Origin of the sequence: Rhodococcus sp. ACPA1 (genome assembly GCF_002300195.1) — a bacterium.
Lineage (GTDB): Bacteria > Actinomycetota > Actinomycetes > Mycobacteriales > Mycobacteriaceae > Rhodococcus_F > Rhodococcus_F opacus.
In genome coordinates this window covers 125,346-137,732 of sequence record NZ_NSDX01000013.1, presented here as the reverse complement: position 1 = coordinate 137,732, position 12,387 = coordinate 125,346, and the positions used below count along the sequence as shown (strand labels likewise).

The following is a 12,387-nucleotide window of genomic DNA, read 5'->3' as shown; positions in this document are numbered from 1 at the left end:
CGTCCCTGTGACGGCCGAAGGGCCACGCCCACAACGCGATACTGTCCACACCACGTCCAGTCAGCTCAGACAATGGGGGAGACGCCATGACCGATGCAGCAACCACGCCGCCGCTCGGGAAGATCCTGACCGCCGACGAGATCACCCGGTTCGTGGCCCGGGTCGCGTACCCCACCGGCCCGGTGGTGCTGGTGGACGAGGAACTCGCCCGGACCGCCCTGGCGCGGTCCTACGGTGATTGGCTCGAGGCGCTCGGCCTGCCGGACCTGGCGGAGAAGGCGCGCACGCTTCTGCCCGAGACCGCCGGCGGCCGCGCCGCGGCCGACACCGCCCCTGATTCCGGGCCCGGCGCGTAGCGACCACCCCGGCTCGGTTCCCGGCTGCCGGCACCTGAGGGTGAGAGGGTGCGGGGTATGACATTGCGGCTGCCGACCACCCTCGCCACTGACTCGGACGCTGCGGCGAACGCGGCGCTGACGAAGTATTACGGCCGCCCGTACCTGGGCGACGACGCCTACGTCGGCGCGCACTTCGACTCCTGGTCCAGCACCGGTAATCGGGCGGGGGAGGCGGACCGGTTCACCGCGGACGACCTGGTCGCGGTGACGTTCCTGTCCGTGCAGGTCCCCCCGAAAGCGGCGCGGACGATCCTCGACACCCAGTCCGAGGCGCTGAATGCCCTTCTGACGGCGATAGGCCCGGATCGGGACCTGGTCGGCGAACCGGAACCGCTCGCCCCGGGGTGGCCCGCCTGGGACCTGGAAACGGCCCTGTGGGCGTTGCCGGGCATCGCCCAGACGAAGGCAACGAAGCTGATCGCCCGCAAACGCCCCCGGCTGTACCCGATCTGGGATTCGGTGGTCAGTCAGGTCCTGGGCACCGAGCGGGCACATCTGAACCCGGTCCGGGAGGCCCTCCGCGCCGACGACGCAGCGTTGCATCACCGGTTGCTGTCGATCCGGGAGGAGGCCGGCCTTCCCGAGGAGATCTCCGCGCTCCGTGTGTTTGATGTGATCGCGTGGATGGACGGCAAGAACCGCGGCCTGGGAGAGCCTTCTGACCAGGAAAGATGACACGTCCCGGTGGGGTCTTCGACTGGTGCACGAGGATGATGGGTATGCGGATGAAGTTTCACGAGCAGCTCGACGAGCTGACGGACCGTCTGGCGTCGATGTGCCGGCTGGCCGGGGATGCGGTCCAGGCGGCGACCGAGGCCCTGGTGCTCGCTGACCTGCCTCTGGCGGAGCGGGTGTTCGACCTCAACGAACAGATCGAGGAGTTGCGCGGTCCGTGCGAGGACCTGGCGATGGCGCTGTTGGCGTTGCAGGGCCCGGTGGCGCGTGATCTGCGTCAGGTGGTCACCGGTGTGCACCTGGTGGCGGATCTGAGCCGGATGGGCGGGCTGGTGCAGCATGTGGCCGAAAGCGTCCGCCGGCGTCATCCCGAGCACGTCGCCTCGGGTGAGGCGGAGGAGTTGCTCTCCGATATGGGGCGGGTGGCGGCCGAGTTGGCCGGCCTCGCCGAGCGGGTTCTGCGCACGCATGATCCGGAACTGGCCGCCGAGATCGGCAGCCGCGATGACGAGCTCGACGATCTGCATCGCCGGCTGCTCACCCTGATCGAGGATCCGGCCTGGACCGGCACCATCCCGGCCGCGGTCGATGTCACCTTGTTGGGGCGTTTCTACGAGCGCTTCGGGGACCATGCCGTGGTGGTCGGGCGCCGGGTGATTTTCCTCGTCACCGGGGAACAGATGACCCCGTAGGTCGTCGCCGTCACGGGCCGCATCGCCGCGGCCGATGGCGGCGTTGGTGGCGTGGTTCTTCATGTCGATGGAGCTGTTCTTCACCCCCGACTGAACCTGCTGTTCGGGTTGTTCGGTGTCGAGGGCGGCGGTGATGAGGTCGTGAACCGGAGGTTTCGAGGTTCTGGCCGGCGGTGCGGGCGGCAGAGTGGGCGCGGGTGTATTCGTCGTCGCTGAGCCGATGTGGTGCGGTGGGGTCTGGTGTGGGCCTGTGGGCGAGTTCGCGTCTGGGGTGATGCACCGTAGGTGTTCGTGCCGATCGAGCCCCGGTCGCAAGCATCCGCTCCGCGGAGCCTGGTGGGGGCAGGTCAGGTTCGGCGACGCTCGGCTGGCCTGTTTGGTGCTTCGGTAGGAAGATTTTGCGGCACAATGAATGTCGGTGGCGGTGTGCTGGGGTGCGGGCGTGTGGGGTTCGTGTCAGGGGGCGAGGGTGTGTCCGCTTCCGGTGGTTTTGGCTTCATACATGGCGGCGTCGGCGCGTCGGATGAGCGTTACTCGGGTGTCTTCCGGTCGGGCGAGGGCGATGCCGACGCTGGCGGTGTAGCGAAGTTCGCGTCCGGCCGTGTCGGGTCCGATGTGTAGTTCGGTGATGCGGGTGGCGAGGGTGATGGCCTCGGTGGTGGTGGTGTCGGGGCAGACGATGAGGAATTCGTCGCCGCCGATCCGGGCCACGGTGTCGGTGGGGCGTATGACCGATTGCAGTTGTTCGGCCAGCCGGATGAGGGCGTCGTCGCCGACGGCGTGGCCGAGCCGGTCGTTGAGGGTTTTGAACTCGTCGAGGTCGATCAGCAACGCCGCAACCGTGCGCAACCCGCTGCCGCGTGCGGCGTCCAGGGCGGTGTCGATCTGCTGATGGGCCAGGGCCCGGTTGGGTAGCCCGGTCAATGAATCGTGCAGGCTCAGATGCCGCAGCGCGTCTTCTGCCTCGATGCGCCGGATCGCCGCGGCCAGTACGGCGGCCACCGAGCGCAGGAACATCACCTCCCGGTCGGAGTAGTCGCGGGGGCGGGCGCTGTGCGCGGTGAGCACTCCCCATACCGTGTCGGCGCCGATGGGAACGCAGACCCCGCTCCGTAGCCCCCGGGAATTCATGGCGTCGGTGGAGAACCGGTGCTCGCCGTACCGGTCGGGGCAGATGATGATCTGATCGGTGGCGGCCGCGTATCCGGGCTGCGAATCGGTACCGGGGGCGAAGGTTTCCGGAACGGGCGGTTGACCACGATAGGCGAGCACCCGCAACATCCCGCCCGGCTCCTCGGCCCGGGCTACCGAGGCGCAGTTGACTCCGACCAACGCGGCGGCGGCGTCCGCCGCGGCGACGAGGACGTGATCGAGGTCGCCGTCGACGGCGAGCTGACTCAGGTCGGCGAGGGCGCGTTGTTCGCGGACCCGGTACGCGGCCGCCTCCAATGCGGTGTGCAGGCGCTGTTCGTGCTCCCGGGCGGTGCGCAGGTCCTGGGCGATGCAGGCGATCACCGCAGGGCGCTGGTCCTGCGTGTGCTCGATCACGTAGGTCGACAGGGTCACCGGGATCGGTTCACCGGTCAGGAAATGCCGAAACTCCGACCGGCCCTCCCACCGGCCCTGTTCGAGCAGGGCTGATTCCATGTCGGGGGCCTGGATGAATCCGACGTCGGTGAAGAATTCCGGTGCCCAGCGGGCGGCGACGGCGGCCTCGTCGGTCAGTCCCATCAGCTGCATTCCGGCGGGGTTGAGGTAGCGCAGGCGTCCGGTGTCGTAGTCGGCGAGTGCGACCATGTTCTGGGCATGTTCGATCGCCGACAGCAACATGCGGGCTACCGCTGTTTCCGGTTTCATCCCGGTCGTCCTTTCCCTGCGTCGACGAGGGTTGCCGCCATGGTGTCGACCCGCCGGGGTCGAGCCTTCGCATTGCTTGTTGTGATTCGAGTGAACACCGATCAGGTTCGATCCGTCGATGCTCGATGCGTCCAGAATCGCGTCCGTCATCGTCCCCTGGCCGGCGTCGGTGGCGTGGTTCTTCATCGGGATGGAGCTGTTCTTGACCCGGACTGAACCTGCGGGGTGTGTTCGGCCATTGCAGCGCCTGAACCTGCTTGAGCACGCCGACGGTGGAGACGAGACGTGGGTGAAGGAGAACGGTGTCGTGGTCTACCCGCAGGTTCCGGCCGACCGACCCGAGCCCTGACCCTTTCCGTCCATGCCACGTGTCACCCGCCAGAATCTGAATCCGCAACGCCTCGGCAGCAGCCCAGGGCGACGTGAGAGGCTACTCAGCGAGGACGAGGTCGACCGTATCCGGGAAGCCGGGATCCCGGGGAAGCGAGGCACTCCGATTGATTGACGTTCTCAGGTGCAGTCCCGGCAGATCAGCTGCTGAGGTTCGGCGAGGCGACTGCGATGGTGGACCAGGAAGCAACTGGTGCAGGTGAATTCGTCGGCCTGCTTGGGGACGACGCGGACGGTGAATTCTTCACCGGACAGGTCGCCGCCGGGCAGTTCGAAGGATTCGGGCGGTGTCGGCGTCCTCGACCTCCACGGCGGGGGACTGGGCGTCTTTCCGGCTGGCGGTCAGCTATTCGAGGGACGTGTCCGTCTCGTCGGATTCGGTGATTCGTGGTGCGTCGTAATCGGGGGCCCGGGACTTCGCGGGTGGTTGTCGTCTCAGGGCTGGACGGTCCGTACCGATACGGATTTCGTCGACATCGTTGCCGAGAAGGACGGCCACCTGCTCTACGCCGAGGTCAAGGGTGCGTCCACCGCGCCGGGGTTGGATGTCGATACCGCCATAGGGCAGCTGGTGAGGCGGATGCCGAGCGAACCGGATCAGTCGGTGTCGTTCGCGCTGGTCGTGCGGGACGAGCCGCGATCGGTGGACGCTGCGGTGCGGGCACCGCAACGGATTCTCGATCTGTTGGGGATGGCGTTGTATGCGGTCGATGAGGACGGTGGGGTGCGGCAGCTCTTCGGCCGCGTATGAGCACACCCCTCCGCGAGCGGGACGGGGCAGCAGTGTGGAGATACCATCGCTACGCCCGCAGAGCGGGGGCGTGCGGTGATGGGGCGGTAGCTCAGTCGGTGAGAGCCGTGGACTCATAATCCATTGGTCGCGGGTTCGAGCCCCGCCCGCCCCACCGGAGGGCCCACCTCGACCCGGTGGCCGTCACCGACGGTGCCGATGATGCCGATGGTGACGATGGCACCGGGCAACCGAGTTCGCGCCAGCCCGGGGTCCGGACCTGTTGTGCGGCAACCTGTGCACAGAACCACGAGGGGCGGCGGTGACCGCGGACACCACGGAGGTGACCGAGCTGAGCCGGATGGTGGCCTTCGCATTGCGGTGGTGCGCCCACGGCGGCGGCCCGGCCGCGGTCATCAGGGCGGATTTCGGGATGGACACCGCGGCGTTCTTCCGGACACTGGTCGCGTATCTCGACGTCGCTGCGCCGGCCCCGCTGCGGCCGGTGCCGGTCGAGCGAATGACCACGGTCGCCCGTCGACGACTCTGGCTGGGCACCTGATCAGCCCACGGGCGGCACGTGTTTAAGTTGGTGGTTCACCGTTTTCGCTACGGCGGCTCGTCGAGATTTGGCGCACTCAAAGATTGCGCCGGAACGTCTCGCCCAGGGTCGCTCCGGCGGTCCTGGATTCGTCCGGATCCGGTAGTCGCGGATGGGTTACTTCCCGTCGGTGGCGAACAGGCGGTGAAGCGTGAGCGCTCCGCAAGCCGGGCACGAGATCCGGCGGGCCTTCGCCGTCAACACCCAGCGATGACGATGCCGTCCTCATTGCCGTGGGGGTAGAGAAGTTCGGCGAGGCGTCGACCGGTGACGGTGAAGCTGGGCGCTGTCTCTGTTTGGAAGAATTCCTTCTTGCGGGTGCGCAGGAGGTCTTCACCGTCGCGGTGCCAACAGAAGCGGGGCCTTCGCAGCAGGGTCCGGAAAACGGGGTCGACGCCGTCGGGATGGCGTTGCGCCAGTCTGCGGAGCGGCAGGGCGGAGACTGTGTCGTCGTCGAGGTAGGCGCGCAGAAGGGCGATGTGGGTGTGGTCGCCGGCCAGCGCGGGATCAGCGAACATCGCGTCCAGACGGCCGAAATCCTGGTAATAGTTGAGGCCCTCGGTCTCGTCGTAGATCAAACCGACGCTGTCCGCGTCGAGGTAGTCCTCGGGCAGTCGGCCCATCTGCTCGGCGGTCAGCGCGTGCGGCGCCGCCGGGCTGCTGGGTGGGTCGTGGGCCGTTGTGGCGGCATCGGCCCGGGCGAGGTGGTGCCGGTAGTACTCGATCAGCCGCGCCTGGGCCGCGGCGGGCGGCAGGATCACCAGATCGGTTCCGAAGAAGTCGAGGAATGAGGCACGGGCGTCGGCCTGCAGCTGCCAGGCCCGCTGGTACAGGTCGCGGTTGCGGCGCAGCAGACTCGGATCGGCGGTGAGCACTTCCTGCGCGGCCTGCGCGAGGACCGGGCCGGAGGAAGAGGGGAAGGGGAGCAGGTGGCCGCTGATCAGCCAGTGTCCGGTGACGGGGTGGACGGGCACGATGCGGCAGTAGACGAACATCCCGGGCTGCAGTGCGGCGACCACGTCCGGGCCGGTGTTGGAGTGCACCGGGTAATACAGGTCGTCGACGAGGTTGTGGAGGACGACGGTGCCGAGGTCGTCGTCGGCTGCCGGGTGCACCTCGAAGTAGCCCTCGACGACCTCACGCCACCCCAGCAGCATCGCGCGCTCGTCGTCGGTCAGCGGTGGGCGGCGTTGTGCTACGAACTGTTCCACCACGGTGCCGCCGTCTCGAAGGCGGTACTCGAGGGCGAAGTGATCAATGGTGCGGACGAGGACGGCCTCGTCGAGCGGGCCGGTGCCGGCCGCCTCCCGGAGCAGAGCAGTCAACTGCCGGTCGAAACGGGCGTGCTGGACGAAGTCCACCAACTCACTCTTCAGATCTCCGCTGCGGGCGATCAACTCGGCAAGCGTCGTCTCCGGCGGGGCCTCAGCACCCGGCTGCGCCTCGTGCAGGTCAGCCATGAACGCCGGTCCTGGTTCGTATCATCCGCATCACGGCCGTGATGGTACCGGCATCACCTGATCCGGTGACTGCGACGCCGCAGGGCCGAACCACCTCGAAAAGGCACCACTGAAGCACCCTCCGGGGGTGAAGCGACAGGGGAGCGTAGGGGCAGCTTCACCGACCCGCGCGGGCAAGTGCGTGCGCGGGCAGTACGTGCCGGGAGTAGGTCGGTGCGACTCGCTGACAACTCCGCACAGATGTGGAAGCGCAGCATCCGCGGGTGCGGGCGTCGACGCCGCGGTCGCGGGTCCAGGCGCGGACTTTGGGGATGGAATAGGCGCGTCGTTAGTCCGCGGGACCGCTGCACCGTCGCGGCGATCTGAGCTGCCACGTTCTCCGATCTGCGGGGGCCCGCCGGCCAGGTTGTCGAGATCGGCTGTTACGCCGGAGGACGATCACCTGTTCGAGGGTCACCGGCGCAGGGTAACTGGCCGTACCGACACGTTGCAGAGCAAAAACGCGCTGACGACGCAGTTTCGGGGGGATAACTGCGTATAACTGAAACTATCGTCGTCGAGTGCGCGCAAACCATGAGTGACACGGGGCGGCGCAGAAACAGCGGTAAGGAGAGCCTGCTGTTGGTTCCACACGTTTCGGTGTCGGTCTTCCAGATTTCGTGTCGGTGGCGTGTCGGTTGTCCAAGTTTCGTGTCGGTAGGAAGCCCTAATGACGACGCTCGGCGAAAGTGCTCAGACTTGCTCGGTGAATGTGCCCACCTGTGAGCGGTGATTACTGTAGCGGTTGGCGGGGTGTGGTGGTGGCTTTGCGGAGGTTTTCGGAGCGGGCGTGATGATCCCGAAGGCGGTAGGAGTCCCCGTCCAGGTTGAGCACCACGGACCGGTGCAGGAGCCGGTCGAGCATGGCCGCGGCGACGGTGGTGTCACCGAGGACCTGACCCCACTCGCCGACACTGCGGTTTGTCGTCATGATGATCGAGGTCTTCAAATACCGTTGCGTGACAACCTGAAACAGCGCCGACGCCGCCTCGCCGGGCAACGGGAGATAGCCCAGTTCATCGACGACCAGCAGGGTGGGGCCGGCGAAGAACCGCATCGTCGTCGCCCACCGGCCCTCGATCGCGGCCCGGTGGCAGCGGGCGGCGAGGTCCGCGGCGGTGGTGAAGTAGGTGCGGTAGCCGGCGTGCACCGCGGCCCGCGCCAGCCCGACCGCGAGGTGTGTCTTGCCGACCCCCGGCGGGCCGATGAGCAGGAGGTTCGTCGCGGTTTCGAGGTAGCGGCAGGTCCCGAGCTCGGCGATCAGCTTCCGGTCGAGGCCCGCGGCGGCGTCGAAGTCGAAGTCCTCGAGCGACGCTGGTGTCGGCAGGCACGCAAACCGCAATCGTCCGGCGAGTCGGCGGGCCTCGGTAGCGTCGACCTCGATCGAGAGCAACTCCTCCAGGGTGGCGGTCATCGACAGGTTGGTTTGTTGCGCGCGGTCGAGGACCGCGGGCAGGGCTTCGGCGGCGTCGTGGAGTTTGAGTACCGCCAGATGGCCGCGCAGGCGTTGGTAGAGGCTGGCCGCCTCGGCGGTGTTCGGCGCCGGCACCGCATCGGGGATCGGGGTGGTGGTCATGCGAGGGTGTTCCTTCCGCGGGCGGCCCGCTCGTAGGTGGACAGGTCGATGACCGTCGAGGCCGTTGCAGCCGAGGGTTCGACCGCACTCGATGTTGTGGTGGTGGTGCGGCGCAACACGTCCGCGGCCTCGATCGCGGCGGGTCCGGGTGGGATCCGTTCTTTCCGGCGGTGCGGGCGCCCGGCGGACCCGGCGGCGGCCATGGCCACTTGCTCGAGCGCGTAGACATGGCCGTGGTCGCGGACGATCACCCCGGCGCCGTCCGGGGCGAGGCGGTGGCGGGCGATGGTGATCTGCGCGGTGGTGACGATGTCGATCACCTCCGATCCGAGGACTTGGGTGACGGTGACCTGCGCCGACGCCAGCTCCGGGGGCACCGAGTACCGGTTGCCGCGGTAGGACACCAGCGCCTGCCGCGATGCGGTCCGGGGTTCGGTGAGGATCGCCGGATACGGCGTGGCCGGCAGCACGGTCAACGGTTCGGCGGCCGCCACCGTCGCCACCGATGCCTTGCCATTGGCGGTGGCCCGCATCCGGGTGTCGCCCCGCAGCCGGCAGAATTCGTCCACGCGTTGTTGGGCCTGTTCGACGGTGACGTCGTCCGGAAGGGTGCGCCACCATCGTTGCGCGGCAGTATGATTGGCCTTCTCGACCACACCTTTGCGGTTCCCGGATTTGGGTGGGCAGATCGCCACCGAGACGCCGTAGTGCTTCGCGACGCCGGCGAAGCTCGCGGTCACCCGGCCCGACTCGGGATGGCAGACGGTGGCCATCCGATCGAACCGCCACACCCTCGTCACGCCGTCGAGCTTGCGGCTGACCCGGTCGAGGCCGTCGACGAGGTGCGGTTGGGTCATCGCCGGTGCCAGGATCCCGCGCCAGCGCCCCGAATGCGCCAGGGAGCCGACCAGCAGGTGCGCCATCCCGCCCCAGCCCCAGGAGGCGGGTGGATTCGGCAGATCGACCCAGTCCCACTGAGTTTCCTCGCCGGGCGGATGGTCGATCATCGCGTTCGCCCGGTCGGTGGCGTTCGCGCAGGCCTCGCACACCGGGCGGAGTTTGCGGTCGCGGATCTGTCGGGTCAGCGTCGGATACGACAACCGGTAGCCGAGATCCTCGAGCTCGTCGCACAGGGTGCGGGCCCACAGGTGCGGGTCCTCCCGCAGCCGGCAGGTGACGTACTCGACGAACGGTTCGAAGGGGTCCTCACGTGCGGGTTTGCGGATACCGGGGGTGGTGACACCGTTGATGTAGTTGCGGATGGTGCGGCGGTTGCGGCCGGTGTGGCGGGCGATCGCCGAGATCGTCCAACCCTGTTTGTGCAGTGCGTGTACTTCCACGTCTTCCTCCCATGTCAGCATGAGATTGCGGGTCTCCTTCGAATCGCTGGTGTGTGGTCAGAGACCACCAGCATCGAGGGAGACCCGCCCTCATCGGCGGAGCCACACGGGTGAGCACTTTCGGTAAGCAGAACTGAGCATTTTCAGCGAGCGCCGTCACTAACAAGACACGTTTCCACAGGTCACGAGATGGCTGACCGATCTGCTATTGCCCAGGCGCCGAGGAATCCGACGAAATTCCGGGATGCCCGTTCCGACTAAATGGGTGGAAAGCAGGTCGCCGACATGAACGACTGACACCGGACGTTGGAACCTACAGCTCCTTCCCGGGCTACCGCCGTGTCCTGGAGTGGGCAGCAGTCGGCGCAGGCACACTCCCAGACCATCGACGCGGCCTGGGCGCCGGTCACCGCTGCCCTCGGCGCACTGGCAAGCTTGGCGACGACGGCACCGTCTACCGGATCGTGCTGCTGACCCGACTGCCCCGCACCGACCTGACCGTGGTCTCGCGGTGTCCCGATCAAACCAGGTCTGTAACTTCTGTGGCTGCCGCGTGCCGCACACGAGCGTGGTCGTAGATGTCCGCGTTCGTGCGGATTGCGGTCTCCTCGTGGGCGGTAAGAGTGCGGCGGACTTTTCCGGGTATGCCGGCGACAAGCGATCCGGGTGGGATGTCCGCACCTTCGGGGATCAGGGCATTGGCTGCGATCAAGCTTCCGGCCCCCACGCGTGCCCCGTTCATAACGGTGGCGCCCATTCCGACCAGAACGTCATTTCCGACTGTGCAGCCGTGCAGGATCGCGTTGTGGCCCACGGATACCCCTGTACCGATGACAAGCGGAAATCCAGGATCGGCGTGAAGAACGCAACCGTCTTGGATGTTTGTCCGCTCCCCGATCTCGATGCTTTCCGCATCGCCGCGGACCACTGCGCCATACCAGATGCTCACTTGTGGTCTGATGCGCACAGTCCCGACGACGGTGGCATTCGGTGCGATCCACACATCTTTCGCGATGTTTTGATCGCCTGCGGTCAGAGAAATTCTCACGGTGTTGTCCTTACTGGCTCGAGCCGGTGTCTGTCGGTGGGCCGGCGGGCTGTGGTGAAGTCGTCCTCACCGATCCGGTGAACGTGGACGAGATTGGTGGAACCGACGGTATGGGGCGGTGATCCGGCGACGATGACGACGAGGTCGCCTGGTTGGTATCGGTCCAGGGCGAGGAGTGCGCGGTCGACTTGGCGGACCATTTCGTCGGTGGAGTCGACTGGGTCGACGACGAAGGTTTCGGTGCCCCATGTCAGCGCCAACTGATTGCGGACCTGCGGCGTAGGAGTGAACGCCAGCAACGGTAGGTGTGTGTGGAGGCGGGCCAGCCGCCGAACGGTGTCGCCGGACTGTGTGAATGCGACGAGTGCTTTCGCGTGCAGTCGTTCGCCGATGTCTCGGGCGGCGAAGGAGATCACTCCGCCGTGGGTTCGGGGGACGTGGGTCAGGGGTGGGACGTGGGTGGACTGCCGTTCGACGGCGTCGAGTATCCGGGCCATCGTGCGGACCGTCTCGATCGCATGTCTGCCCACGGAGGTTTCTCCGGAGAGCATCACCGCGTCAGCACCGTCGAGCACGGCGTTCGCGACGTCCGAGGCTTCCGCTCGGGTCGGTCGGGCATTGTCGATCATCGATTCGAGCATCTGCGTGGCGACGATGACCGGGCGGGCGTTCTCCCGGGCGATCTGCACGGCACGCTTTTGCACGAGCGGTACTTGTTCGAGGGGAAGTTCGACCCCGAGATCTCCTCGGGCGACCATAATCGCGTCGAATGCGATCACAATCTTTTCGAGAGCGTCTACCGCTTCCGGCTTTTCGATCTTCGCGATGACCGGAATCCGGCGTCCGACGCGGTCCATCACCTCGTGGACCCGGTCGATGTCGGCGGGCGATCGCACGAACGAGAGTGCGATCATGTCCACCCCCAGTCGAAGTGCGAACTCGAGGTCGTCGATGTCCTTGTCCGACAGGGCGGGGACTGACACGTTCATCCCGGGCAAGGACACGCCCTTGTTGTTCGAGACCGGGCCGCCCTCGACGACTCTGCACACCACGTCATTGCGGTCGACTGCGGTGACGGTCAGCGACACTTTGCCGTCATCGACGAGGAGTCGATCTCCGGGGCGTGCGTCTTGGGCGAGTTGTGTGTAGGTCGTCGATACCCGGTCATGAGAGCCCACGCACTCTTCGACGGTGATACGGACCTCTTCGCCTGGCGCCCATAGTGTCGCGCCGTCGGCGAAGCGGCCGAGCCGAATCTTCGGGCCCTGCAGGTCCGCGAGAATGCCGACTGCCTTGCCGGAGTCCCGGGATGCCGACCGCACTCGACGGTAGTTCGCCTCGTGATCGGAGTGGTCCCCGTGACTGAAATTGAGCCGGGCGACATCCATCCCGCTGTCGACGAGCTCGCGGATGCGGTCATCGGTTGCGGTCGCGGGCCCGAGTGTGCAGACAATCTTCGCGCGGCGAAGGGCTGTCGAGGCCGGCGCATCAAGGTCGGTCGCGGAGTTATCTGTCGCGATGGTCGGGTCGAGGGTGGTATCCATTGATCTCCTTCGAAATGGCATTGCATCCAGCCACGTT

At 66.9% G+C, this 12,387-nt stretch carries 12 protein-coding genes, 1 tRNA gene and 1 pseudogene; 7 read left to right on the top strand and 7 right to left on the bottom strand.

Annotated features, from left to right (window positions below):
• Nucleotides 1–86: 86 nt before the first annotated feature.
• From CJ177_RS41825 to phoU, 3 genes are read left to right on the top strand one after another with little or no spacing between them, the layout of a single operon-like run.
• Nucleotides 87–356: a hypothetical protein gene (locus CJ177_RS41825; RefSeq protein WP_095870513.1), complete on the top strand. Its 270-nt coding sequence runs from the start codon at nucleotides 87–89 to the stop codon at nucleotides 354–356.
• 57 nt (nucleotides 357–413) lie between these two features.
• Nucleotides 414–1,073, top strand: a complete 660-nt coding sequence (locus CJ177_RS41820; protein WP_095870512.1) for a DUF6308 family protein — start codon at nucleotides 414–416, stop codon at nucleotides 1,071–1,073.
• A 44-nt stretch (nucleotides 1,074–1,117) separates the two neighbouring features.
• A complete protein-coding gene (gene phoU / locus CJ177_RS41815; RefSeq protein WP_095870511.1) occupies nucleotides 1,118–1,765 on the top strand; it encodes a phosphate signaling complex protein PhoU in 648 nt (215 codons plus the stop codon).
• Between the two features lie 456 nt (nucleotides 1,766–2,221).
• Here phoU and CJ177_RS41805 read toward each other — a convergent pair whose 3' ends face one another.
• Complete coding sequence (locus CJ177_RS41805; RefSeq protein WP_095870510.1) at nucleotides 2,222–3,622, bottom strand: sensor domain-containing diguanylate cyclase; 1,401 nt, start codon at nucleotides 3,620–3,622, stop codon at nucleotides 2,222–2,224.
• A gap of 118 nt (nucleotides 3,623–3,740) precedes the next feature.
• Between CJ177_RS41805 and CJ177_RS47755 the strand changes: the two genes are divergently transcribed.
• Nucleotides 3,741–3,971, top strand: coding sequence for a hypothetical protein (locus tag CJ177_RS47755; protein WP_095870509.1), 231 nt, complete (start codon nucleotides 3,741–3,743; stop codon nucleotides 3,969–3,971).
• Nucleotides 3,972–4,132: 161 nt separating this feature from the next.
• Here CJ177_RS47755 and CJ177_RS41795 read toward each other — a convergent pair.
• Nucleotides 4,133–4,451, bottom strand: a pseudogene (locus tag CJ177_RS41795) (DUF4193 domain-containing protein).
• On the opposite strand from CJ177_RS41795, the gene CJ177_RS41790 reads away from it, so the two are divergent.
• The 3 genes from CJ177_RS41790 to CJ177_RS41780 all read left to right on the top strand — a co-directional run bounded on the left by CJ177_RS41790 (nucleotide 4,413) and on the right by CJ177_RS41780 (nucleotide 5,304).
• Nucleotides 4,413–4,763 carry a hypothetical protein gene (locus CJ177_RS41790; RefSeq protein ID WP_095870696.1) on the top strand — a complete coding sequence of 117 codons (351 nt, stop codon included), beginning with the start codon at nucleotides 4,413–4,415 and terminating at the stop codon, nucleotides 4,761–4,763. The pseudogene CJ177_RS41795 and the gene CJ177_RS41790 overlap by 39 nt on opposite strands.
• A gap of 80 nt (nucleotides 4,764–4,843) precedes the next feature.
• Nucleotides 4,844–4,917, top strand: a tRNA-Ile gene (locus CJ177_RS41785).
• Between the two features lie 147 nt (nucleotides 4,918–5,064).
• Nucleotides 5,065–5,304: a DUF3263 domain-containing protein gene (locus CJ177_RS41780; RefSeq protein ID WP_095870508.1), complete on the top strand. Its 240-nt coding sequence runs from the start codon at nucleotides 5,065–5,067 to the stop codon at nucleotides 5,302–5,304.
• 236 nt (nucleotides 5,305–5,540) lie between these two features.
• Here CJ177_RS41780 and CJ177_RS41775 read toward each other — a convergent pair whose 3' ends face one another.
• The 5 genes from CJ177_RS41775 to pyk all read right to left on the bottom strand — a co-directional run bounded on the left by CJ177_RS41775 (nucleotide 5,541) and on the right by pyk (nucleotide 12,350).
• The gene (locus CJ177_RS41775; protein ID WP_095870507.1) at nucleotides 5,541–6,803 is read right to left on the bottom strand and encodes a hypothetical protein; all 1,263 of its coding nucleotides are present in this window, start codon (nucleotides 6,801–6,803) and stop codon (nucleotides 5,541–5,543) included.
• A gap of 772 nt (nucleotides 6,804–7,575) precedes the next feature.
• Entirely contained in the window at nucleotides 7,576–8,418 is an 843-nt protein-coding gene (istB, locus tag CJ177_RS41770; RefSeq protein ID WP_005245523.1) for an IS21-like element helper ATPase IstB, read from the bottom strand.
• Entirely contained in the window at nucleotides 8,415–9,779 is a 1,365-nt protein-coding gene (locus CJ177_RS41765; protein WP_005245521.1) for a DDE-type integrase/transposase/recombinase, read from the bottom strand. The genes istB and CJ177_RS41765 overlap by 4 nt, the downstream gene beginning before the upstream one ends.
• 499 nt (nucleotides 9,780–10,278) lie before the next feature.
• Nucleotides 10,279–10,806 (bottom strand): gamma carbonic anhydrase family protein, encoded by a 528-nt coding sequence (locus tag CJ177_RS41760; RefSeq protein WP_257014949.1) that lies wholly within the window; start codon nucleotides 10,804–10,806, stop codon nucleotides 10,279–10,281.
• Nucleotides 10,803–12,350 carry a pyruvate kinase gene (gene pyk / locus CJ177_RS41755; protein WP_179443414.1) on the bottom strand — a complete coding sequence of 516 codons (1,548 nt, stop codon included), beginning with the start codon at nucleotides 12,348–12,350 and terminating at the stop codon, nucleotides 10,803–10,805. The genes CJ177_RS41760 and pyk overlap by 4 nt, the downstream gene beginning before the upstream one ends.
• Nucleotides 12,351–12,387 lie beyond the last annotated feature (37 nt).